24 protein-coding genes are annotated in these 24,798 nt (G+C 40.3%); 9 read left to right on the plus strand and 15 right to left on the minus strand.

Annotation, left to right across the window (positions count from 1 at the left end; genetic code table 11):
- Positions 1-46: 46 nt before the first annotated feature.
- The 6 genes from NE638_RS03860 to NE638_RS03885 form a co-directional block, all read right to left on the minus strand.
- A complete protein-coding gene (locus NE638_RS03860; protein WP_244094797.1) occupies positions 47-463 on the minus strand; it encodes a carbohydrate kinase family protein in 417 nt (138 codons plus the stop codon).
- A gap of 84 nt (positions 464-547) precedes the next feature.
- On the minus strand, positions 548-1,912 hold the full coding sequence (locus NE638_RS03865) for an MFS transporter (protein WP_059086762.1): 1,365 nt from the start codon (positions 1,910-1,912) through the stop codon (positions 548-550).
- 18 nt (positions 1,913-1,930) lie between these two features.
- Positions 1,931-2,323, minus strand: a complete 393-nt coding sequence (locus NE638_RS03870; RefSeq protein ID WP_021652508.1) for a VOC family protein — start codon at positions 2,321-2,323, stop codon at positions 1,931-1,933.
- Between the two features lie 9 nt (positions 2,324-2,332).
- On the minus strand, positions 2,333-3,361 hold the full coding sequence (locus NE638_RS03875; RefSeq protein ID WP_059086986.1) for a zinc-dependent alcohol dehydrogenase: 1,029 nt from the start codon (positions 3,359-3,361) through the stop codon (positions 2,333-2,335).
- Between the two features lie 400 nt (positions 3,362-3,761).
- The gene (locus NE638_RS03880) at positions 3,762-4,934 is read right to left on the minus strand and encodes an ROK family protein (RefSeq protein WP_330603359.1); all 1,173 of its coding nucleotides are present in this window, start codon (positions 4,932-4,934) and stop codon (positions 3,762-3,764) included.
- Between the two features lie 150 nt (positions 4,935-5,084).
- Positions 5,085-6,926, minus strand: coding sequence for a recombinase family protein (locus NE638_RS03885; protein WP_244094796.1), 1,842 nt, complete (start codon positions 6,924-6,926; stop codon positions 5,085-5,087).
- A 294-nt stretch (positions 6,927-7,220) separates the two neighbouring features.
- Between NE638_RS03885 and NE638_RS03890 the strand changes: the two genes are divergently transcribed.
- Positions 7,221-7,406: a hypothetical protein gene (locus NE638_RS03890; RefSeq protein WP_117636859.1), complete on the plus strand. Its 186-nt coding sequence runs from the start codon at positions 7,221-7,223 to the stop codon at positions 7,404-7,406.
- On the plus strand, positions 7,399-8,007 hold the full coding sequence (locus NE638_RS03895) for a GNAT family acetyltransferase (RefSeq protein WP_117636858.1): 609 nt from the start codon (positions 7,399-7,401) through the stop codon (positions 8,005-8,007). Before NE638_RS03890 ends, NE638_RS03895 begins: the two co-directional genes overlap by 8 nt.
- A gap of 40 nt (positions 8,008-8,047) precedes the next feature.
- Here the strand turns inward: NE638_RS03895 and NE638_RS03900 are convergent, their stop codons facing one another.
- Entirely contained in the window at positions 8,048-8,182 is a 135-nt protein-coding gene (locus NE638_RS03900) for a hypothetical protein (protein WP_255646893.1), read from the minus strand.
- Positions 8,183-8,450: 268 nt separating this feature from the next.
- Here NE638_RS03900 and NE638_RS03905 point away from each other — a divergent pair, with 268 nt between their 5' ends.
- Positions 8,451-10,694, plus strand: coding sequence for a tetratricopeptide repeat protein (locus NE638_RS03905; protein WP_147598263.1), 2,244 nt, complete (start codon positions 8,451-8,453; stop codon positions 10,692-10,694).
- 336 nt (positions 10,695-11,030) lie between these two features.
- Here the strand turns inward: NE638_RS03905 and NE638_RS03910 are convergent, their stop codons facing one another.
- From NE638_RS03910 to NE638_RS03930, 5 genes are all read right to left on the minus strand, one after another.
- The gene (locus NE638_RS03910) at positions 11,031-11,990 is read right to left on the minus strand and encodes an ATP-binding cassette domain-containing protein (protein WP_226817998.1); all 960 of its coding nucleotides are present in this window, start codon (positions 11,988-11,990) and stop codon (positions 11,031-11,033) included.
- A gap of 494 nt (positions 11,991-12,484) precedes the next feature.
- A complete protein-coding gene (locus tag NE638_RS03915) occupies positions 12,485-14,005 on the minus strand; it encodes a DUF6034 family protein (protein WP_117636856.1) in 1,521 nt (506 codons plus the stop codon).
- Between the two features lie 73 nt (positions 14,006-14,078).
- Positions 14,079-14,720: an ABC transporter ATP-binding protein gene (locus NE638_RS03920; protein ID WP_009245407.1), complete on the minus strand. Its 642-nt coding sequence runs from the start codon at positions 14,718-14,720 to the stop codon at positions 14,079-14,081.
- Positions 14,721-14,732: 12 nt separating this feature from the next.
- Positions 14,733-15,626 carry a hypothetical protein gene (locus tag NE638_RS03925; RefSeq protein WP_005428264.1) on the minus strand — a complete coding sequence of 298 codons (894 nt, stop codon included), beginning with the start codon at positions 15,624-15,626 and terminating at the stop codon, positions 14,733-14,735.
- Positions 15,619-16,374, minus strand: a complete 756-nt coding sequence (locus NE638_RS03930) for a hypothetical protein (protein ID WP_005428267.1) — start codon at positions 16,372-16,374, stop codon at positions 15,619-15,621. Before NE638_RS03930 ends, NE638_RS03925 begins: the two co-directional genes overlap by 8 nt.
- Positions 16,375-16,911: 537 nt before the next feature.
- On the opposite strand from NE638_RS03930, the gene NE638_RS03935 reads away from it, so the two are divergent.
- The 6 genes from NE638_RS03935 (at position 16,912) to mobQ (ending at position 22,047) form a co-directional block, all read left to right on the plus strand.
- Positions 16,912-17,829: a ParM/StbA family protein gene (locus tag NE638_RS03935; protein ID WP_009245410.1), complete on the plus strand. Its 918-nt coding sequence runs from the start codon at positions 16,912-16,914 to the stop codon at positions 17,827-17,829.
- A gap of 3 nt (positions 17,830-17,832) precedes the next feature.
- The gene (locus NE638_RS03940) at positions 17,833-18,216 is read left to right on the plus strand and encodes a hypothetical protein (RefSeq protein WP_005428271.1); all 384 of its coding nucleotides are present in this window, start codon (positions 17,833-17,835) and stop codon (positions 18,214-18,216) included.
- Positions 18,217-18,240: 24 nt separating this feature from the next.
- The gene (locus NE638_RS03945) at positions 18,241-18,957 is read left to right on the plus strand and encodes a replication initiator protein A (protein ID WP_005428274.1); all 717 of its coding nucleotides are present in this window, start codon (positions 18,241-18,243) and stop codon (positions 18,955-18,957) included.
- Positions 18,954-19,811: an ATP-binding protein gene (locus tag NE638_RS03950; protein WP_005428275.1), complete on the plus strand. Its 858-nt coding sequence runs from the start codon at positions 18,954-18,956 to the stop codon at positions 19,809-19,811. The genes NE638_RS03945 and NE638_RS03950 overlap by 4 nt, the downstream gene beginning before the upstream one ends.
- Before the next feature lie 169 nt (positions 19,812-19,980).
- Positions 19,981-20,202: a hypothetical protein gene (locus NE638_RS03955; RefSeq protein WP_005428277.1), complete on the plus strand. Its 222-nt coding sequence runs from the start codon at positions 19,981-19,983 to the stop codon at positions 20,200-20,202.
- A 135-nt stretch (positions 20,203-20,337) separates the two neighbouring features.
- Complete coding sequence (gene mobQ / locus NE638_RS03960) at positions 20,338-22,047, plus strand: MobQ family relaxase (RefSeq protein ID WP_117996605.1); 1,710 nt, start codon at positions 20,338-20,340, stop codon at positions 22,045-22,047.
- Between the two features lie 79 nt (positions 22,048-22,126).
- Here mobQ and NE638_RS03965 read toward each other — a convergent pair whose 3' ends face one another.
- The 3 genes from NE638_RS03965 to NE638_RS03975 all read right to left on the minus strand — a co-directional run bounded on the left by NE638_RS03965 (position 22,127) and on the right by NE638_RS03975 (position 24,665).
- The gene (locus NE638_RS03965) at positions 22,127-22,498 is read right to left on the minus strand and encodes a TnpV protein (RefSeq protein ID WP_117636582.1); all 372 of its coding nucleotides are present in this window, start codon (positions 22,496-22,498) and stop codon (positions 22,127-22,129) included.
- A 31-nt stretch (positions 22,499-22,529) separates the two neighbouring features.
- Positions 22,530-24,224 carry a 23S rRNA (uracil(1939)-C(5))-methyltransferase RlmD gene (rlmD, locus tag NE638_RS03970; RefSeq protein ID WP_173745800.1) on the minus strand — a complete coding sequence of 565 codons (1,695 nt, stop codon included), beginning with the start codon at positions 24,222-24,224 and terminating at the stop codon, positions 22,530-22,532.
- 210 nt (positions 24,225-24,434) lie between these two features.
- A complete protein-coding gene (locus tag NE638_RS03975; RefSeq protein ID WP_015526073.1) occupies positions 24,435-24,665 on the minus strand; it encodes a hypothetical protein in 231 nt (76 codons plus the stop codon).
- Positions 24,666-24,798 lie beyond the last annotated feature (133 nt).

Genomic DNA, 24,798 nt, shown 5'->3' on the forward strand with positions numbered 1-24,798 from the left:
AATAAATCGTGATTTTTACAGCCCCGAGTTTGTTCATATACATTCATTATTTCTGCATAAATTCAAGCACTGCCTCTTTCGTCGGAATCGCAGGGATTCCGCCTCTCTTTTGCACACACAATCCAGCAACTGCATTTCCCAAAACAGCACACTTTTTGATTTCTTCCCATTCCATTTTTTCAACATTCTTATTCATAGAAAGGATACTGCATAATACGCCTCCCCAGAATGAATCACCTGCCCCAGTCGTGTCGACCGCATGTGTCTGAAATGCTTTGATGATTTCTTTTCTGCTTTTTGTTGCCATAAGAACGCCCTGTTCTCCCAATGTAATAGCAACCAGCTTTGGTCCCATGGCAAGGAGTTGATCTGCAGCCTGCTCATAACTCTTCGCCTCTGTCAACAGAGTACTCTCTTCATCTGATACCTTCATGACATCTACCAATTCTATGACAGATCTCATTTTTTTCACTGCATACTCTTTGCTCTTCCAAAGAGACGAGCGATAATTTGGATCATAGGAAGCAATTCTCCCAATGCCACGATATCAACTTTTTCTTCCATTTTTTAGTTCCTCTACAATCTCGTTATAACGTTTTTTATTTAACCGGTAGAAAAATAATACAACCGCAGTCACAATCCACAGTACACCCGGAATCGTCGTAAATGCATGCTTCATAATTGAAAGTACAATTGCATTTTGTGTCTGATTTGCAATATAACCATATTTTCCAAGTAATCCTGCTAAAAGTGCTGTTCCAACTGCCATTCCGATTTTATTTCCAAGTGAAATAAATGCATACTGAAAACCGTCATTTCTAAGTCCGGTTTTCCACTCCCCATATTCCACACAGTCTGGAATAATTGCATAGATTGCGGTATTAAATCCAGAGAAGAAAAACTGTGTGAGACCAGATAATGCATAAAAAATAGCTGGTGATTCTTTGGCATTGAAGAAAAACATAGACAACATGGAAATTCCTGTAAATAAAGCAAAGAGAGATGCTGTTCTTCCTTTGTTATTCAACTTGCGGAATAATGGTTGAAAACAGGCTGCCCCGATGATAGAAGGAATAATAATGCACATCGAATAAGTTGTGTAGTAGGAGGCATTCCCTTCCACATATGTAAAATAATACAGAATATCTGCGTTTCTACCATATAATGTAAATCCAAATAATATCTGCCCTGCCAATGCAAGAAGATATGGTCTGTTCTGCATGACTGCTTTCAACTGTATCTTTACAGAAATTTTTTCTTTTTCCGGAGTAATCACTGCCTCTTTCGTCTTCGCAAAGCAGAAGAAATGACAGGCTGTAAAAATACATCCATATATGACCGCCACCGTCAGATATCCTGTCTTTGCACTGTGACTGCCGAATTTGCTGAGCAGCGGAACTGTGATAATATTTAACACACCAATTGCAATCATCGCTGCAACCGAACGGGATGTATTTATTTTTGCACGTTCATCAATATCCTGTGTCATAGCACCACACAAGGTTCCATATGGAATATTCACACAGGTATACCCCAAAACCAGCAGACAATATGTAATTACCATATAAATGATCTTTCCATTCTGCGGCCAGTCAGGTCTTGCCCAGAATGTCATAACAAGAAGAATCGCTGTAATTGGTGCCGCTACTAACAGCCATGGACGGTACCGTCCCCATCTCGATTTTGTTTTATCCGTAAGTCCCCCGACGATTGGATCATTGATCGCATCCCAGAATCTTGAAAAAAGCATAAGTGCTGACACAGCCGCCATACTGATTCCGAACACGTCTGTATAAAATATCATCAGAAAATTACTGACGAACATCCAGCTGAAATTACATCCGACATCACCAAAACCATATGCAATCTTACTGATCAGCGGTACTTTTCCATTTTTGTTTTCGCTTCCCATATGTCCCTCCTATTTTTATCAGAGTTTCTGACAGAACTCTATTCTTTCCTCATTTGGGCCCTTGATCATAAAAAACTTCACACCATTTTCCCAAAATGGCAGTTCTTCGATTCCGTCTGTAATAATTGTGTATTTTTCATTGCAGATTTTCTGATACATACTTTCAATGTCTTCCACATCAAGTGCAACATGTTGGTATGCACCGTCTGACATTGCCGCCTGCCCATTTTCAAAAGTCTCTATACAGTAATTTTTTATCTGTAAAAATGCCACTTTTTCCCCTGCTTTTTCATTATAAGACTGCATAATTACTTCAAATCCAAGACTCTTATAAAACTCAACTGTTTTCTGCAAATCGTTTGTCGGAAGCCCGATATGAGCAACTCCGACAATTCCATATTTATTTTCCATACGAACTCCTTACTTTTCACTGACGTTGATAATTACTTTCATCGTTGTCTCGCGGTTATCATCAATATACTGGTACGCCTTCAGATAATCTTTAAAAGCAAATGTCTTTGAGATGAGCGGTTTCAAATGAACTTTGCCCTCATTTACCAGTCTGATTCCATCTATGTAATCATCATGGCGGTACATCATCGTGCTCTTAATGTCAAGTTCGTGGTCATTTGCCACTGCAAGATCTACTTCTGCCATTCCTGCAAAAACAGCCACCAGTACGATCGTGCTTCCTTTTCTTGCATATTTAATTGCCTGTCCCATTGTAATATTGTTTCCGGCACAGTCGTAGATCACATCCGCCTTATCCGGTCCAAATGCTTCGATCATTGCCTCACCGAAGTCTTTATTTTTGGTATTCACACACACATCAATTCCACATTCTTTTGCCTTTGCCAGTCTAAGATCACTGATATCTGTGATCATCACTTTCGCTGCCCCCATTCCTTTTGCTGCCTGTGCCACGAGATTTCCGATCGGTCCTGCGCCAAGGACTACAATATTCATGCCAGCCACATCGCCCATCTGTTTTACACCATGAACTGCCACCGCAAGAGGTTCGATCATAGCTCCTTCTTCATAGGACATATCTTCTGGAATAGGTGTTACTTTAGATGCATCCACTGCAAAATACTCAGATGCTGTTCCTGTCGTCTGAAATCCCATTACTTTTAATTCCTCACAGAGATTATACTTTCCATGACGACATGGATAGCAATGTCCACAATATACCTGAGGCTCTATCGTCACCTTCTGTCCCACATGAAACTCTGTGACATTTTTTCCAAGTTCTGTAATCTCACCAGAAACCTCATGTCCCTGTGTTACCGGATATTTTGTAAACGGATGTTTTCCATGATAAACATGAATATCTGATCCACAAACACCAATATTCATAATCTTTACCAACACCTGATTTTCCTTTACCTCCGGAACCGGAACCTCTCTGAAAATAATTTCTCCTGGATTTGTCATTACCTGCTGTAACATAATTGTTTCCTCCTTATTTATATTGTTTTATTTGATCTTTTATAAATTGTTTTATTAAAGTAATTACATTATTATCCTGTAAACACGATTTGTCAATATGTTTTTCATAATTTTATATATTTCATAATTTTAAAATACATTTTTTGTGTATTTTTCACAATCAACACGAAAAAAACGGAAAGGAAACCGTAGTTACTGTTTTCTTTCCGTTTTTTACTATAATATCTTTTTCTAATTTTACACAACTTCTTGTTTTTCACACATATAAAGCGGACATCCTCATTCGCTTTGCAACCTGTCAGTGGGAGCTTTTAACTCCAACAGAGTGAACATCCCCTTCCCCAACGCTTAATGCCCTGCGCACCAGATGCGGTGTACTGCTTATCTGCGTTCAAAAAATTTACAATTCTGCCATATGTTTTGTAAAAAAGTATTTCGCAGCTCCAACAGCCGACGCTTCTTTCTTATACGAACAATTTTTTAAGTATGAAACATCATGCTCAAAGCCATTATATGCCATCACTTTTTCTCCCAGTGGTATCATATAATCTGACAATACACCTCCCACATCACCTCCGAGTATAATATCCATATCATATGCCATCCGCAGATTTGATATCAAAACAGCAAGATGATCCAGATACTCATTCCATGTCTGCAAATTTTTTTCATCACCACTTTCAATTTTTTCCATAAATGCATCCAGTGACTGCCTGTTATCTTGTGTCAGTACACTTGCAGCACAATATGCATCTGCACATCCTGATTTACCACAATAACACTTTCTTCCACCGGGAACGAGTATCATGTGACCAAACTCACCTGCTTTCTGGTTCTGCCCTCGAAACAGCTTTCCATCTATGCAGAATGCGCCTCCTAAGGTGTGGTTCAAAGACAGATATATCGCATTTGGATACATTTGTTTTTTTTCTGCAAGCATTGCAGCATTAGCATCGTTTTCAAAATATACTGGAATTTCCAAAGCCTGCTCTAAAAAGCGCAGACTATAATTCTCTATACCTAAAGCATGGGATTTTAAAACGATCCGTTCTTTCTGATCAATAATTCCCGGAATCGCCACTCCAATCCCAAGTAGCGTATCCTTCGCTAATTCGCCTTCAAGAAAAGTTTTGACCTTTTGTGCCACTTCTGTACAATAGGATAATTCTGCCGTAAATTTTAAACGGATGCGATCTTTTTTTATAATCTCATCTCCAAGATTTACTAATACCATTTCTATATGATTCGCTGTAATCAAAATTCCCATTGCATGACAGTATGACTTATTAATCCCTATACTTTTTGCCTTTCTTCCACCGGTCGAAGCATATTCCCCAGTTTCTTCCAACACCATTTTTTCTAACAAGTCATTCACATTTGCTAACACAGTCGGCATACTCAAGTTTAATTCTTTTGCGATTCCCGCCTTGGATGTAACATGATTGTTCAGCACATAGTTAATTATTCTTTTTCTTGTTATATTTTTTTTATCTTTATTTTCCGTTTTCTTATCCTCTTTTATTAAATATATTATAAAAGAATTATATGCTTTTTTATTCTTCTTGTAAAGCAATGTTTTATAATAAATCTCCGACAGAATTTATCTTATAAACAGCAAAAAGCTCCCGAAGGAGCTTTCCACGCTTTAGATATAAACCAATTCTTTTAACATAATCTCTTCTGCCATATTACGAATACCATTTACCAATCTGACACATTCCCTCTAATCACGAGCTTTCAACTCAGCTCTGGTTGTATCCAGCTCATCTAAGTCTAAGTCGCTCTCTATCGTGTCATCTGGTTTTTGCGCGAGCAACGAGGCAAGCCGAGATGCTTGCATCTCGATTTGCCGACTGCCGCGTTCATCGAGACAAGTACTCTTGTCTCGATGTTGGGACAAAAGAACAACCGTCTCAACGGTACTTTCGTTGTCCCAACAAAGTTCCTGTGTTTCCCTGTCTCCAAAATACACCGGAAAACGGAACTTTATGTGCTTCAGGAATCTGCCATCCGGCTGCTCCTGATCGTAAATGTCCACACGTTCTACAAAGCTGTTGAGAAATTCTTTCTTCTCCAAGTCGGTGAACTTATCATATAGTTTATCAAAATATAAAAGGAATTGATAGACGTTTTCTTCTGATATTTTCTGCTGCTGGATATTCAGCAAACGCTTTTTAACTTCTTCTATGCTATTTTCCACGCCTTCAATTTCATCATACAGCCGATATAACCTTGTCTCCATATCCTGATATTTCTTTTCATAAAATTTGTCCATGATATCCAGGTTATCCATCTGTTGGCCTAGCCTTGCCTTTGCTCCTGTCAACTGCCTATGCTGTTTTTCCAAATTTTCGATTTCTCTTTCAATTTCATCTGTGTCAATCCTTGAACCGATTTTTTTTCGGATCGCTTCTTCAAATTTGGGATTCTGTACCAGTTTCCGGATAACCTCTTCAACTGCATTATTGACCTTATCCTCGCTCCATTGCTTATGGTAATCACATCTGTGACCATTCATTAAACGACGGTGTTTGCAGGCATAATAAAAATAATCCTTATACAAAGTTCCATCTTTCTTTTTCTTTCGGTTCACATTTCCATACATTCCACTTCCACATAGCGGACATTTCAAGATTCCGGATAAAATATGTTCATGATCTAAGCTATGGATTTTCTCATATTTCACTCCATTTTTTACCCTTTTCTGATGTGCCAGTTCCCAATCTGTCTCTGAGATAATCCCTTCATGAATACCATCATATAACATATAATTCTCCTGTTTTACAATACGGTATTCATTTCGTGTTCCAGCAACCTTTTCATTCTTTCTTCGTCCGTAAGCCAGTTTTCCACAGTAAACCGGATTGTCCAAAACACCTTTTATAAAAGAAGCGGCAAATGCATCCAGTGTATTATTCTGTCTCTTTTTCTTTTTATATCCATGCTGATTCAGCCATATGGCGATCGCAGCAATTCCCATATTCGTATGAATAAATTTATCATAAATCAGACGTATGACCTCTGCTTCATCCTCTGCAATCTGTAATTCTCCATTTACCAGTTCATAGCCATATGGAGCAAATCCACCGTTCCATTTCCCTTCTCTGGCTTTCTGTTTACGTCCCTCCATTGTCTGGACAAGGATATTTTCCCTTTCAATCTCTGCCACCGCAGACAGAACGGAAATCATCAGCTTTCCACTATCTTTGGAGCTGTCAATCCCATCCTCAACACAAATCAGATTCACTCCAAAATCCTGCATTCTTTGCAGAGAGTTTAACACATCTGCCGCATTACGGCCAAATCTGGAAAGTTTGAATACCAGTACAAACTGTATCTCATCTGTGCCATTCTCTATATTATCCAGCATTCTCTGAAATTCAGGTCTTCCCTCCACGCTTTTTCCAGATTTACCTTCATCTGAATACTCATTTACGATTTCCATATTTTGAAATTCTGCATAACGCCTTAATTTTTCTTTCTGAGCATCCAGACTGTATCCATCTACCTGCATGGTTGTGGATACTCTGGTATAGATATTACATTTAATTTTTATATTCTTCATAGTCTTTTCCTCTATATAGTAACTCCGCTTTATTGTCCCAACTTTATTTTAGTACTTATTCCAATTCTTTTCAATACTTATTTTCCATGTTGACGCATTTCTCTGTCACTTGTATAATTAAATTAGATATAGAGAATATCTGTTATCAAAATATCGTCCACTTACCGGAAGCATCTAATAAATATCCGGCTTGAAAATTATTTAGAAATTATTTCAGTTTTTGATATTGTGTTTTCATCACACATTGCATATACTATAAATACACAAAAAGCCAGAAATAGAGGAGGTGTTAGTATGGCTACTTCAAGTATTACTCATAATTTTGTCGTATCCAATCCAAATAGTGTAAAGCGTTTTGTCGCAGCGATTGACGAAGCCGATCGTGACCGCACACCAAAGCAGGCACTTCCCGGACGTCAGTTAACAAACCCACAGGAAATCTTAGCTTTAATGTCAAAAAGGAAGAAAAAACATGTCTGATAAATATTTTACCGTTAATATTCGGGCATATTTGGATAAAGACGAACCGACATATATCGGAGAGGAAAGTCTTTACGACTTGCTCTCCGATTTTTCTTGTCCCCAAAATCCCGATGTGGAATACTTTTTATTACATAATGCGGTTGAGTTTACCAAAAAAGATCAATCTATCACTTATCTGGTATTCGATGCCGAAGATGCTTCACTGGTCGGCTATTTTTCTCTTACAGTAAAGCCAATATCTGTCCGGGCTTCAAATATCAGTAAGACGATGGCAAAGAAGCTGTCCCGTGTCAGTATTCTGGATGAAGAAACACAGTCTTACAACACAGCAGCTTACCTGATTGCACAGTTAGGAAAGAACTATTCTCTACCAAAGGAAAAACGAATCCCTGGAAACATCCTGCTGGGATTTGCACTGGAAACCATATCCGGTCTCAAATATTCCGTAGGCGGCGTTATGGAATTTCTTGAATGCGAAGATAATGAATTTCTTCTGAGCTTTTATACACAAAATCATTTCAAGCCATTTGATACCCGTATTACCGCTTCCCAGAACAATGAACCTCACACTCTATATCAGCTTTTGAAATTCATCTGAAAACACATAAAAAGCGGCAGTCTGATTTACATTTAGTATTTCAGGAAACTGCCGCTTCTTTTTCTTCTTTATTCTGTTTTTCTTCCTCCAACTCCCGGAGGACTTCATCGCCGTACTTATCAATCATCCGTACCAGAAAATCAATGCACCGCTCAAATTCAATATTCTGTTGCATAAGCTCCTCCTGTCATTGTTTTAATCTGAGCTTATTTTACAGAATTTCTTCATAAACAACATTGAACCGGAATTGACCGTAAATTGAGAAAATCATGTAACGAAAATCTCTATTTATCTTGAACCGAATATATGTTCGTGGTATGATATACTTATTCAAACCTGTTCACTTAATTTAATCTATAGAAAAGAGGAAATGCCTATTGGATCGTTGTGATTTTAGTTCGATAATGACATATTTAAAAAACCAAATCAGTGAAAGCAATCAGATGAGCCAGCCTGAATTTTTATATGAAATATTTGAAGATTTTTTAGACAGTCCTGAAAACAAAGAATTTACTTTGGATAATGGTCTGGTTTGCCGCTGGATGACAGGCCAGGCGAAAATCAGTCCCAAAATATCTTCTTTTTATGCAAGACCAAGCAATCAGGAAAAACTGGCGAAAACTATACACCAAAATATTGTCCCCTTAATGGCTGACTGCGACAAAGCACTTCAGGATATTTATACCTTATTTATCCATGATTCTTCAATTTCTGAGGCCAAAAAAGCAGAGCTTACCTCTCTATACAAACCTGCCAATTTACGTCTGCTGTTTCTGGCAAAGCTAATTTCTTTTGGTATGGAACGCCCGTTTATTAAACGTGATACCAAAAACCAGAAATTGATCGCAGGTGGTTCCCTCTCACCAATGGTACTGGATTATATTATGGATAGTGAAGTCCCAAGACCATGCCGCCATTTTGTAGGGAGAGAAGATGAAACAACAGAATTACATTCCCTTCTGGAAGATAATAGCAAAGTATTTCTTTACGGAATTGCCGGAATCGGGAAAAGCGAACTGGCAAAATCCTATGCAAAGTACTATAAAAAGCATTACACAAACATCCTGTATTTTGAATATGCCGGAGATTTACATCAATCTGTTACGGATATGGATTTTGCTGATGATTTACCTGAAGATGCCGAAGAAGAACGTTTCCGAAAACACAACCGTTTCCTTCGTTCTTTGAAAGATGATACTTTAATCATCATAGACAACTTCAATGCAACCGCAACACAGGACTCCTTTTTGTCCGTAATGTTAAAATACCGCTGCCGGATTCTTTTTACAACAAGAAGCAAATTCGATAGTTACTGTACCCTGCACTTAAAAGAGATTAAAGAATCATCCAGCCTGTTTCAACTGGTATCTTCCTTTTATTCGGAAGCCGAAGAACATCGGTCACTTGTAGATGAAATCATCGCAACCGTTCATCGTCATACTTTCGCCGTAGAATTAGCAGCAAAGCTTCTGGAAAACGGAATTTTAGCTCCGCAGCAATTACTAGAAAAGCTTCAAAGAGAAAAGGCTTCTCTCGAAAATGAGGACAAAATCAAAGCCTTCAAAGACGGACAGAGCAGTAATGCAACCTACTATTACCATATTCACACCCTATTTTCCCTCTATTCTCTCTCCCAGGAACAAAGGGGAATCATGCGTAATCTGTGCTTTCTTCCTTCTGGTGGTATCTCTGCACGGCTTTGGGCTGAATGGCTTCAATTAAGAAATTTAAATGATATCAACGATCTGATTGAGACAGGTTTTGTACAGTCAAGTCTCCGGCATACTATTTCTCTACATCCACTGATTCAGGAAATTGCCGTTTCCGAGACCGCACCTTCTATTACAAGCTGCCACACGTTATTGGATTCTCTGCGAAAAATATGTTTAATGCATGGCATTGAAGTTAGCTATTATAAAAAATTATTTCAGACAGCAGAAAATATCATCCAATTCATTGAAAAGGATGATATTCCCCAATACCTGTTATTTTTAGAAGATGTTTTTCCATATATGGAGAAGTACCGCTATCAAAAGGGCATGAAAAAAATTGTCCAAGAACTACAGCATTTTGTAAAAGCAAGTACTTACGGGACTGCCTCTGACCGTGCCTTACTATTGGATTATCAGGCAACTCTGGAACCCCAAACAGAAAAAGCGATAAAATTAGAAAAAGAAGCACTTGCTCAAATAAAAGAAATCACAAAAGAAAATGCCCACCTTGTTTCCAACCTCTATTCCAATCTTGGAGGACTTTACCGAACAAACGGACAGCTTGATCTGGCTAAAAAACACATGAAAATGGGTATCTCTCTTTTAGAACAATACCAGCTTCTTTATACTAATGACAGCATTCCCCAGATTAATAATTATGCTGTCCTCTTAATTGAAATACAAGAACCTGACCTTGCCCTGTCTGCTCTTCAGAAATTAGCACAGATTATCAAAGAATATAATTCAAACCACTGTTTGGATTATGCCCAGGTACAGGAATCCCTTGGAAGTATCTGCCTGATCACTGCAAATATTTCGCAAGCGAAAACCCATTTTAAAAAAGCCTTGAAAATTTATGAGGATATATGGGCAGACGAACCCGAATTGATTGAAGAAAAATATCAAGCAATTCAAGAATTGTATCCACAAGCTGGAATTGCTCTGGCAAAAAGTATTCTTCTCACCAAGCACTAACGGTTCCTACAAACACTTGTAAAATATATTGCCTCAATAATGTAAACGCCTAGTTTTGAGATACACTCCAAGACTAGGCGCTTGTCCATTTCCATTTTTTCTTAGACATGGAGCGTTTACATAAGGATCACTTTTCTTTTTTTGACACTTTTCGCTCCTCCTATCTCAAATTTTTTATAGTCTAGGTATATTGCCTTCATCAATGCCTGAGAACTTGTAAATATGCTCCTCTGCTTGTTCAATCTGCGATACATTACAATCATCTCGTCATCAACCTACTGTTTGATACAATATGTCAAATGCATAGTGGCTCAGTTCTATTAGAAATTTATATCTCTAACTCCGCACCAATTCTAAAATTCCTTTTGAAAGGCGATATACTTTATCAACACTTTCCAGTTCTTTATACTTATGCGTAATAAAAACGATAGTCTTATTTTTTAATTCACTATGTAATAACTCACGTAAAGCTTCATTTGATTCAACATCAAATCCTTCTGTAGCCTCATCCATAAGTAAAATGTCTGCATTTTTCAGCAGAGCCCTAGCTACAGCTATCTTTTGTCTTTCTCCTCCAGAAAGTTTTGCACCATCTTGTCCAATTTTTTGTCCAAATCCATGATCCAATTTTTCAATAAAACCTAAAGCACCACTTTTTCTACATGCTTCAACAACTGCATCTCTTGACGCCTTTCCATCGATATTAACATTCTCCTCTATAGTCCCTTGGAATAGATATGGCCTTTGGCTTATAACCGCAATTCTATTTCTCATATCTTGTATATCCATCAATTCCACAGGAGCTCCATACAATTTTATTATTCCTTTTTGTGGCCGGTAGAATCCCGCCAAAAGGTTCAAAAGTGTTGATTTGCCACTTCCATTTTCTCCTACGATCGCAATTCGTTCCCCTTTTTTTACACATAGTGAAATACCATTTAAAATAGGGTGTCCTGGTTCATAACCAAAGACAAGATTTTTTACTTCAAAAACCATATCCCTATCTTGATAAATTTTCTCAGGTTTCATTTCACATAATTTCATTTCCAATTCTTCCGGTTGTCCCCATAACTCAAAAAGACGTTTTGCCGATGGCTCAATTTGCGCAAAATAATATTTAATGTTTATCAATGCTGAAATTGGATTTACAACATATGCACTATATGTAATAAAAGCAAATGCTCCGCCTATAGTGAATTCTCCTTTTATTATAAAAAGCCCACTTAATATATATAATAACGCATTTACAACCGTGTCTATTACTACAACACTGACAGTACTATATTCATCTAGCATGCCTTACTACTTTCAAATATTTCTTCCTCTTGATTCAAAAGAATAATATCAGGTTCATAAGCTATATATACTGTATAAAGGATATCGTTCAATGACTCATTGGAATCGTCATAATATTCTAAAGGAATTACATTTTCATCTAAAGGATTTTTCTGCAGATTTATTGCGTAATAACCGTTCTGACTAAGTCCCATAATTCTATATCACTACATATGCTTGTGATAATTCCGACGCATACAGCGCCATGGAATGATTTATCGTCTTTATACTCACTTGGATCGCATTTAGAAGCCAAAAAAGATTTATGAACAATCCTTTGATTCCTGTTATTTCTCATATGATAAGGTATACCGTTATCAATCAATGCGAGCTTAATCATTTGCACTATTCCTATTCTTACCTGTTATATATCCAAGCCAAATATCGCATATTTATTATTCTCATGATAAACCTTGTAATTCTATGGTCAATAAAAATTCAAGTGTCGCTGAACCCTAATATGCTTCTCCAATCACACTGCCATCATAAGCATTGATCACATAAGAAAGCTCCTGTAGAGAATTTCCACCAATACTTTCCCTGACAGTAAAAATCCATGCTGGAACCAACCATGCGTGTTTCGGCTCCTGATAGGCTGTGGTATAAGTATACTGCAATTTTGCGTTTACCACATCATACTCCAGTGCGGTAGTGTCGTTGGCAGACTGGCCTTTTCCGGAATACCAATAAAAAATCTGATCTGTCAGCTTTGCCTGTATTTTTTCAAAAGGCAGAAGCTTTGTATTTTCCGTCACCGTACAGACTTCTTCCGATATCCCATCCCATTTAAAATATTTAATTCCTTCCTCTGTTATCAGAATAGAGATTGTTTCTACCTGGAACGGAGGCACATAACTATCCACTGTTTCTTCCGCAACCACGCCATCAGGAACTGAAGTAATACCCTCTACACTTTTCGAAAAACAATACAGATATCCCGGTAATCCTCTATCCAGATCTCCCTGCCACAAAGCATCACTACCAAGTCCCAGACCATTGCGCTCTGAACATGCGCCATTCGGGAACCACACGGTACGATCAGAATCTACAAGGCCCATTCCATCGATACCTAAATCCTCTAAAACTTGTTCTGCCTGTTCCTTTCCATCTTCCTCTGTAAAGGTGATCTTGTCCATGCACTTTCGATACGCATCTGCCAGTTCATGAAATTTCTCTGTATAGCCGTTGGTATCCATGCCAAAGCTACTGTAATACTCACTCTGCATTTCCTCAGTTTCTATTGTTTCTTCTTCTATAAAATTAGAACCCTCCATCCAGAGAAAACTACTGTCATTGTCAATTTCCTGATTATACCGCTCTGCTTCTATATATGCCTTCCTGTCCTCGCCCACATCTGCAGTAAAATAATCCTCTGTATCTGTGTTTTCCAATTCAGTACTCATCCAACTCCGTGCCGCTTCCACACCGTGATCCTCTGTTTTTTTTTGAAATTTTATCTCCATCTTTTCCGGTGCAGACGCTTCATCCGGTGCAAGCTCCATCCCCTCTCGGGTTGCGTTTTGAATCCCTGCAATCGATGTAGAATATGCTGATTGCAAGTAACTTCCTTCCTTGCTGGAAATCCTGTCTAACACTTCCTGATACGCATCCTTTGTCACCATCTGTGGCATATATAGTTCCTCACCGTCCGTAAAATAATCAATCAATCCATTCAGTTCTTCCTGCGTTAACTCGTGATTTTGCATCTCTATGACTGGAAGATTGCCAATGCTTTGTTCGGCCAACTTAATATCTGCCTGGATAACCACACGGTCGTTGCTTTTCTTTTCTTCAAATTTCCAATGCGTTGGAACATTTGTCTCTCTCTTTTCTCCTTTTTTAAGAGGTTCACAGACAGCCGCCTCGCTAATCCCATCCACTTTGCTGACTACCGAACTCTCCTCTGGTGTTTCCTGACAGCTGGAAAGAATAATACACAACGCACCTACCATAATTGCTAAAACACTTTTTTTCATTTTTCCTCCATATATCTTATAGAATTGTCGCTTTTTCACGAAACTTCAATTATAAACTCTTTCCCCCGTATTTTTATTTTATCTGCGTCAGGACACCTGCATCCATCTCACAGATCGTATCGCAGAGCCATTCGATCTCCAGCATGTTATGTGCTGCGATAAGAATAGTCTTCCCTCGTTCCTTTAATCCCCGCAAAAGCTCGCAGACCTCTCCTGCCCCCTGCTTGTCCAGACCATTAAAAGGCTCGTCCAATATCAAAAGCTCCGGATCTTCCATGATTGCCTGTGCGATACCAAGACGTTCACGCATTCCAAGAGAATACTGTCCTACCTTCTTTTTAGACAGAGGATCAAGCCCTAGGGCACGCATCGTCGCCCTCACATCGTCATCGGAAATACGGTGTTTCAGAGACGCCAGTCTCTTTAAATTCGCAAAACCGCTGAGATCCAGAAAGAAGCCAGGGTTTTCAATGATAATGCCTACGGAATCTGGAAAGTCCAGCTCCTTCCCGATCTGTTTTCCCCCTACGAGCACTGTGCCGCTCTCAGGTTGTAAAAATCCACAGATGCATTTAAACATTACGGTTTTCCCTGAACCGTTAAACCCCATAATCCCATGAATCTTCCCTTTTTCAAAATCATGGGTAATGTTCTTTAATACTTTTTCTTTTTGAAAGGATTTTGTCAGTCCCTTCAACCTGATTGCATATTCCATTTTGCCCTCCATTTATTCGTTTGTCTGCGTAAAAGAGAAATTATAGCCCTTAATTCGGACGGCTGACAAGCCGATCAGCGCTATGATTAATATTGCAAATATGAACATGCTCATCCCGATCCCTGGCAGGTAATCATAACCAAAGCTGTGCATGGGAAAGGTAGCTTGGTTCAACGGAGACAGCCAGCCGCAGAACACGTTCGCCCTATATTCCTGACTTTCTGTAAAATGAAACAGTTTCCGGAAAACATCTGGGTTCAGCAGGAGCCCATACAGACTGACTGCAAAAGCACCGATCACCCCTGCCATATTTCCCGCAGCCAGATTTAAAAACAACATGAGAACTGCGATAAAAAGAGTATATAAAAGTACAAGTCCAAACACTATTGCTGCGCACATATAAGGAGTTGAGCTTTCCATTGTTTTTATGGAAACAGGAACGGTTATGCTCTCCCCACCGCCATAGCCCAACATTGCCGCTGTTTCGCTCCACACATTTCCCGTAAAGGAAAAGGGAGCTCCCATAATTCCAAGCATCACAGCCAAAAAAATATTATAGATCACAGTCGCCAGGATCACATAGATAATCTGACCCGCAAGCCATATCTTCCGTTTTGTGCGTACAAGCCAATACGGAGTTGCCTGACTGATAAATGGCATGTCCGCAAAGAGCAGGATTAAAAGCAGGGAGGACAGCATAACAGAGGATGCATCCCCATATGTCCAAATAAACGGCTCGAATACCTGAAGGATTGTCTCATATTTTATCGCATGGGAAATAATCTGATCCGACAGCATCAGACATAATATAGCTGCCAAAATAAAGGTCATCCAGATCCTCGGACTTTTTTTCCATCCATAGAAATTCTGGCCTGCAATCCAAAAAGCCTGTTTAATATCACGCATACCGCAACCTTCTTTCTATTGCGCACATAAAGATCAGTGCCGTTAAAAAACTTCCAACCGCTAATATAGCAATGCAGAAGATATCATTGTAGTAAATAGACGCCGCCCAATAGCGGGGACTCAGAAAGAATGCTTTTTGATAGTAACGCTCCTGAAATACGGTCAGGACATAATAAAGAATAAAAGGAACGGCATAGGACATATAGCGATTTTTTGTTATGACAGCCGACGTACCGCCAATTAGCGCCCAAAAAGCGCCATTTAAAAACAATCTCAGAAAGCTTACCGCCGTTCTGCCCACAAGCACTGCCATCTCATAATTTCCGTCAATCAGAGAAGGATACTGACCGAACCTCAGTATACAGATTACAAGAAGGAACACCATGGCTAAAAAAGCTGTCAAACCTCCGGAGACCAACAATCCTGCTGCTTTTCCTACGAGATACTGTTTTCTCCCTGAACGGATATAACTGAACAGAAAAAAACGACTGTGCAGCTCAGCCTCCGTATTCTCTCCACCCGCAAAAGCAACAGCAATGGGAACAAACAGAAGCATATTAACGCTGTTCATACAATAGGTGTATGCTACGAACCAGCCTGGTCCTTCTGCAGATCCGCCTGCATTTATGATCTTCTGCAACATCTCATGCTCAGACATCAGGGTAGCCGAAACGATTAGAAAAATCCCCAAAATAAAGCGAATGCTTCGAATATTGTTTTTTATGTCCGTTGCCAACACATTTCTCATACGCTTTTCTCCTCACTTCAAACAGCTATAGACTTGATTTTTTTATTTTTATAAAATCCTAGTTTTTTGCAATAATATCACTATTTGTATAAAACTACACTCCTTATCAAACAACAGTTAAGGACTTGCAAAAACTGTTGTTCCTACTGAAAGCATTGCAACAGCTGTAAAAATTGATAATATTTTAAATTTTCTATTATTCTAAGTTCTACAAATACATAAGCCGCCAGTTAAGTACGATTAGTTTTATTATAATTCAATAAATTTCATCCAACTTTCCACGTTTTATTGTACAATTTTACCATTTATATAATAACATGTCAACATTTAATGAACGTTTATAACAAAAAAATGCAGGGCTATAAAAAACTAAAGAAATTGCTCTATTTTACAAAATTATATCCTATTTTTCAATTCCAACTCAATTTTCCCTCAATGTCTTTTTCCTCCAACTTTCGTATGCTTATCTCACAGCAAAGCAGTACCACACCGGTACAGCCTGCTGAATTAATCAATACGAAAATGGAGGTGTTTTTTATGCGAGAACTCAGAAACACAAAAATCATTGCTGTAGATCACGGCTACGGCAACATGAAAACAGCAAATACCGTCACACCAACCGGAATCAAAGCCTATGAAACAGAACCCATCTTCACCGGGAATATTCTGGAATATAACGGCATTTACTACCGGATTGGCGAAGGACACAAAGAATTTATCCCAGATAAAGCTATGGACGAAGAATATTATCTTCTAACTCTCATGGCGATTGCAAGGGAACTGAATGTCTTTTCCATCCGTGAAGCAGACGTTCATCTGGCTGCCGGGCTTCCTCTGACATGGATCAGAAACCAGAGAGAAGATTTCCGTTCCTATCTGCTCCAGAATCCAGAAGTCCATTACCGATTTAACAGCAAAGAGTATCATCTCCGTTTTGTGGGATGCAGCCTTTACCCGCAGGGATATCCGGCTATCGTAAACCGACTTGGAGATTTCAAGGGGACAAATCTTCTTGCAGATATCGGCAACGGAACCATGAACATTCTGTATATCAATAATAAGAAAGCACAGGAAAGCCGGTGCTGGACAGAAAAGTTTGGCGTAAACCAATGCATGATTGCCGCTAAAAACGCTGTTCTGGACAACTTCGGAGTAAAGATTGAAGAATCTACCGTAGAGCAGATTCTGCGGTTTGGAACCGCTGACATTTCAGCGTCTTATCTGGATTGTATTACTGCTGTTGCCAGACAGTATGTCACAGATATTTTTGCCACGCTCCGCAAATATGAATACAATCCTGGCCTGATGCGCCTGTATGTGGTCGGAGGCGGTGGATGCCTGATCCGTAACTTTGGAGCGTATGACAAATCACGAGTTACCATCCTTGATGATATCTGTGCCACTGCCAAAGGTTATGAATCTCTGGCTTATATGAGCCTGAAAAGGAGGGGATAAGCCATGCAGAACCATATCCGCAACACAAACCTGCGATTTAATCTGGACAAAGACCAGCAGCGGAGAGCCTGGGAATATTTACAGACGATGGACAGACAGAATTTTAAATCTTACAGCCAGGTAATCTCCCTTGCACTGGTCGATTATTTTGACCGCTACTACCGCACTCAGGCTGATCCCTATCTGGAAACAAGGGAACGGGAAGAACTTTTTGTGAAACAGATTGTAGAAGCAGTAGAACACAGCCTGAAACAGTCATTGCCGATTTTTCTGTCCGGGCTGACTGCAGGCATGTTGGAAAGGGAATCCCCCATCAGGATGCCCTTTCCAGCTCCTGAAAAAGAACAGCCGGATCGTGATATAGACTGGGATTTTCTTGGAGAATAAACCATTGTGATTGGAGGTGAACACATGACGGACTTTCTGACAGCAGACACAAGCCTGCCATCTTATATGATGTTTCCCCGTTTTCTTCTGGACATGGAAATAAACGAAACTGCCAAAATGCTTTATATGATCCTGCTCGACCGTGCAAGGCTTTCCCAGAAAAATGAGGGCTGGTCAGATACAAATGGTCATGTGTTCCTCTACTTTACGATTGAAGCACTGGCAGAAGTTCTCCACAAAAGCCAGATGACGGTGAAAACTGCTCTGGCAGTACTGGAAAAACAAGAGCTTATCTTCCGAAAACGGCAGGGACCCGGACACCCTAATCGGATCTATGTAAAAATCCCGAAAGAAACCCTCAGCAATACAGACAGAATTCTTTCCTCAAGACAGACAGAAAACTGTCCTATTGACAGACAGGATTCTTTCCCTGATACAGACAGAAAACTGTCCAGTAATAAGAAAGAGATAAAAAAGAACCATTTAACAATAAGAGGGAGTAAAGAGCCACGCTCACCCTATGGAACATTTCAAAATGTTTTTCTGTCAGAGACGGAGCTGGAAAATATCCGGCAGACAATCCCTGACTGGCAGGACTATATGGAACGCTTATCCGGTTATATGGCTTCTACCGGAAAGCAATACCAAAACCATGCAGCTACCATCATCCGTTGGGCAAGACAGGATCATCCTGTTTCCCGGCAACGAAATTATGAAAGTGAGGAATACGAAACATTATGACAACATTTACAGAAAAACCAACAGCTATCACACCAAACAGAGAGCTTCAGTCTGATGAATATTTTAACGAAACAAATCACCTGATCTACTGTTCCAAATGCAATACGCCAAGACAGTGCAGGCATGAATTACAGGGAAAGGTTCTTATTCCTTCCATCCGCTGTAAGTGCCAGCAGGAGATCTTTGAACAGGAGGAAGCCCAGAGAAAACTTCATGAAAAGCAAATGGAAATAGAGCATCTCAAAACCAGCGGCTTACAGGACAAATCACTTTATGACTACACCTTTGCCAAAGATAACGGCAGCAATCCGGAAATGAAACTTGCACACAATTATGTAAGTAACTGGGAAGAGATGAAAGCAAACGCTTCCGGACTTCTCATCTGGGGCGATGTCGGTACTGGAAAATCTTTCTTTGCAGGCTGCATTGCCAATGCCCTTCTGGAAAAAGGCGTCCCGGTACTGATGACCAACTTTTCCCGGATTCTGAATACCCTTACCGGAATGCATTTTGAAGACAGGAATCAGTTCATCCACAGCTTAAACCGCTACAGCCTTCTGATCATTGATGACCTCGGAATTGAACGGAACTCTGACTTTGCACTGGAACAGGTATTCAATGTGATTGACAGCCGTTACCGCAGTAAAAAGCCCCTGATCATAACAACCAATCTCACTTTATCAGAGCTGAATAACGCCGCTGATATCGCACACAAGCGAATTTATGACCGGATTCTGGAGAGATGTGTTCCCATCCGTATCAATAACCGGAATATCCGTCAGGACAATGCAACAGCTAATTTAAAAAAAACGAAAAAAATTCTGTTAGATAATCACACTTCAAACCAGAGTTGAAACAAAGCAGCATCGCACAATAACTATTTTTCACTGACAGTAGTACTACTTTCTTTTCTTATTTATCACCAGAGACATGCCACTGTCAGTTATCTAAAACTATAGTACTAAACCACAAGATTTTAAAACTAAATCGCCCGGATACGGGCATAAAAAGGAGGTGCCAGATATGGCAAATAAAAGAATTATGACACCAGAAGAAAAAGTGCTTTTACAGGCAAAACACAGACTGGAAGAAATCGAAGCAAGAAACCGTAAAAAGGAACGTAATGCCAGAACACGCAGATTGATTCAAGAAGGAGCGATTCTGGAAAGCATTGCTCCACATATTAAAGAAATGGATTTAGATACCCTAAAGCGGGAGCTGATGCTCCGGCTAAGAGGAATGTAAATACACAAGTTCTACTCCCAAAGGGCGCACTTACTCACCACCCGATAAATCGGGCGGTGGTATCCCCTACGGGGCTCGTGCGCTCTGCCGAGGGCTATCCGCTGTTGCAGGCAACATCGAAAGGAGGTGCCAGATATGGCAATTTATCATATGCAAGCCAAGGTCGTCAGCCGTGGTTCCGGGCGGTCTGCTGTCGCTGCATCTGCTTATATGAGCTGTAGCCGCATATACAATGATTACGATGGCATCCAGCATGACTACACCCGAAAACATGGACTGATCTATCAGGAAGTAATGCTTCCCCCTATGGCTCCGCCTAAATGGAAAAACCGGGAGCAACTCTGGAATGCTGTAGAAGCTGCTGAAAAAACAAAAGACAGCCGACTGGCAAGAGAATTTGTTGTCGCACTCCCTATTGAGTTGGATAAAGACAGCAATATTTCTCTTCTTCAGAATTTTATTCAAAAGAATTTTGTAGATATGGGAATGTGTGCCGATTTCGCCATTCACGATACAGATGGTCACAATCCCCATGCACACATTCTACTTACTGTCCGTCCATTAAACGAAAACGGAACATGGCAGTATAAAACCGAAAAAGAATATCTATGCATCAAAGATGGAGAGGAAAAGGGATTTACTGCTTCTGAATTTAAGGATGCTCAGAAAGAGGGCTGGGAAAAACAGTATCGTTATAAAGCTGGGAAAAAGAAAGTATATCTGACTCCCTCGGCAGCACAGGAGAAAGGTTATGAACGTATCGACAAACATCCAAAAAGCACCCGGTATGGCAGACAAAACCCGATTTCCGAACAATGGAACAGTGAGGAACAGCTCTGCCTCTGGAGAGCAAACTGGGCAGATGCCGTAAATAAAATGCTTGCCCTTAATCAGATAAATGCCGCCATTGATCACCGCAGTTTTGCAGCTCAGGGAATCACAGAACAGCCAACCATCCATGAGGGCTACATTGCCCAGAATATGGAAAAGAAAGGCATGATAGCAGACCGGTGTGAAATCAACCGTCAGATTCGTGCAGATAACAAAATGCTTCGGGAATTAAAAGCACAGGTGAAAAAATTTGCCCAAGCTGTCGAAAAATCTATTCCGGTAATTGCAGAAACATTAGAAGCAATCCGAAATCATATGATTTTTACACAATATCATTTACTTCATAATGAAATGCAAAAAGAAGTGATCCATGACTGGATGCAGCATTTTCGTCCTATCCTGAATCAATATGATACCATTAAGAAAAAGCTCAAAGCGAAAGTTACTGAAAAGAAAGAACTAAATGTGCAAAAAAGTAAAACCAGTATTCTAAATCCATTCCAGCATATAAAGTTAAATCAGCAGCTTACAACCGTAACAGAAGAAATCGAGGAACTGAAATCTGTCAAAGAACAGCTGCTGTTTCAGGCTGAATGCTCCACAGAGAAAGATATGGCGAGCCTTTCCAGAAAATACGACCAGATGGATAAGAATCTGGATATTCTCGATTCTCAAGATATGTCTCTCAAAGGGCAGCTTAAAAAAGATGCTGTCGCTTTCCAAGAGGAAAAATTCCGTCCTGACCCGGAGCAATACACTGAATTACTGGATGCCAGAATCCAGATACGACCTACTTTCCGAGATAAACTGATTGAGCAGCTCAAAGGTACTTTTGGTGAATATTATGACTATCACCGTCGTGATATTGCAGCTAATGAAGTAGATTATCTCAATGTTGAAGATCCTGATGTTTTCTCCCATCGTGCCTGGGAACTTGAATATCAGAGAAAACAAGAGATGCGACGAAATCAGCCTGTCCGAACTAAGAAAAAATCACATGATATAGAATTGTAATTTGATTCTTCTTTGAACCCGTACAAACACAAAGAGCTGAACAAATAGGATTTTTCGTCCTACCTGTTCAGCTCTTTGTCTACCTGTAAATCAATTCTTTCAACACAATCTCTTCCGCCGCATTTCGGATATTATTTACCGTTCCTACCCAAGCCATCTGGTCACAGGCTTTCGTTTCTTCTGTAATACCTTGCCTCTTCATCATCTGACACACCAGAATATCCATCCTCTCCTGTGCTTCATCGTCCACAGCATTCAGATGTTCCACCAGTCTGTCCTCCAATATATACAGTGAATATATTGCCGGACGATGCTCTTTCAAATACGTTTTTCGTATCATTCCATATTTTCCATAATACGGTTCTTCATCTGTACTGACAAGATTCGGATAGTAAATTCCGTCTGCGCCAAGTGTGTAGGTTCCACCCATTTTTTCAAATGTGCTTTTCATGTGTTATTCCTCCTTGAAATCAGCGATGCCCTTAGATCATCGCAAAATATTCCAGGGCAGCCTTGATAGCTTCTTCCTTCTCTTTCGGGCATTGTGGAACTCTTGCATTTTCTGATTTTGGAAGATTATAGTTTTCTCCCACTTCAATTCCACATTTGCGTTTTACCTGAGAAATATATAAACTTGAAACCTTCAAGCCAAATTCTTTCAGCACATAATCTTTGATTTCCTGATAGGTTGCTTTCAACTCGGCACTGGTGGCATCCAGCTCGTCCAGGTCTAAGTCGATCTCTATCGTGTCATCTGGTTTTTGTTGGGACAAAAGAACAACTGTCTCCACATGAACCCCCTGACAGAACTGATCCACTGCACAGGCGTTGGTCATCTGATACCCTGCTTCATAAAATGCCGGAAGGTCTCTTACAAGGCTTGTAACCTTGCAGGAAATGTATACGATCTGGTCCACCCCATAAGCCAGAATCTTCGGAAGGGCTTTCGGGTGAACGCCGTCTCTTGGCGGATCCAGAATGATCATGTCCGGTTTCTCAGGCACTTCATCCAGCACTTTCAGCACATCTCCGGCTATAAAGCGGCAGTTGCTGATGCCATTTCGTGCTGCGTTTTCTCTGGCAGCTTTTACCGCATCTTCCACAATCTCCACACCGATCACCTCACTGGCAACAGATGCCGCAAGCTGGGCGATAGTGCCGGTTCCGCTGTAAAGGTCAAACACCACCTTATCTCTGGTATCTCCTACATATTCCCGCACCTTGGAATACAGGATCTCTGCAGCCAGGGAGTTTGGCTGGAAGAAGGAAAACGTGCTGATCTTAAACTTCAGCCCAAGAAGTTCTTCGTAGAAATAATCCTTTCCATAAAGGATCTTCGTCTCATCACTCTGTACCACATCGGACAGAGAATCATTTAAAATGTGCATGATCCCCACGATCTTACCTTCCAGGGGAAGTGCAAGGAGCTGTTCTTTCAGTGGTTCCAGATCATACTCTTCCTGGGTGGTAGTTACCACATGAACCAGAATTTCGCCGCTTGTGACGCCTCTTCGAAGAAGCAGATGGCGGAGATATCCCACATGCTGAAGCTTCTTATAAAAACTGGCATTACGCTCCAGGAAAAACTCCCGCACACAGACAAGGATTTTCGTCATATCCGGATGCACCAGTTTACAGTCATCTGTATTCAGGATATCGTAAGTGCTGCCCTTTTTGTGAAGTCCAAGAGACAGCGGACCATCCTTATACTCATCCCCAAAAGAAAACTCCATCTTATTGCGGTACCCGAACTCAATAGGACTGCCGTAGATCCCATCCCAGTGATATAAACGATCTGCAGCCTCAGCTTCTTCTGTCCCATCACCGTTCTTCCCGATCTTAGCCAGGCTCTCTCTTACTGCCCCATCCAGAAGTTCCCTCACCTGATGTTCCTTCATATCCTTCTGTGCCTCATAGCTCATGGTCTGGTACATGCAGCCGCCGCATGCCGGAAACTCCTGACAGGCAGGTTCTCTTGTCTCCAGCGGAGATTTCTCCAGGACCTCCAGAAGACGTCCTTCCGCCCGGCCGGAACGTTTCTTATTGATCATAAACCGGACTTTCTGTCCCGGGATTCCGTTTTTTACAATTACTTTCTGGTCATCAACCCAAACAAAACCTTTGTTTGGAAATTCCACTTTTTCTATAATACCTTCGTAAATTTCACCTTTTTTCATAAATCCTCTTTCTGTTTTATAACCAGCAGACAATAGTTCGAACATTCAGGATCCTCTTTACTGTCTGCTCATGAACGCCAGCGTTTCACGGTCCGTTTTCAAAAATCAAGCCCCGGTATCGCGCCGGGGCTTCAATTATCCGCTTCTCATATTCATACATAACAGACAGCCATTCTGATCTGCTCAAAACAGCCTCTGCAGTGAAAGTTCTTACTCTTCCTCATCCTCGAAATAATCATCGAAGTCATCATCAAAATCTTCTTCAAAATCTTCCAGATAATCCGGAGCGAAGAAACGGTATACTGCAAACGCAATACCGGCAACAGCTGCAACAGCACCGATGATCGCCAGTACCCAAAGGACTGTGTTCTTATCTTTCTCTTCTTCTTTTTTCTTCAGTGTTGCGAGCAGTTCTTCAAGTTTTGTTGTATTTAAATTCATAACACTGCACCATCCTTTCTTTCTGTTCGGCTGTACTTTCTGTCAGTAAATCTGCAGCGCAGCGTTTTTTGAGGTCGCTGCACCCGAGCCTTTTTTAATGTTCTTATTATACCACCATATGTCTGGTTTTACC

Source organism: Blautia sp. MSK.18.38 (genome assembly GCF_024460535.1).
In the GTDB taxonomy this organism is placed as follows: Bacteria; Bacillota; Clostridia; order Lachnospirales; family Lachnospiraceae; genus Blautia_A; species Blautia_A fusiformis.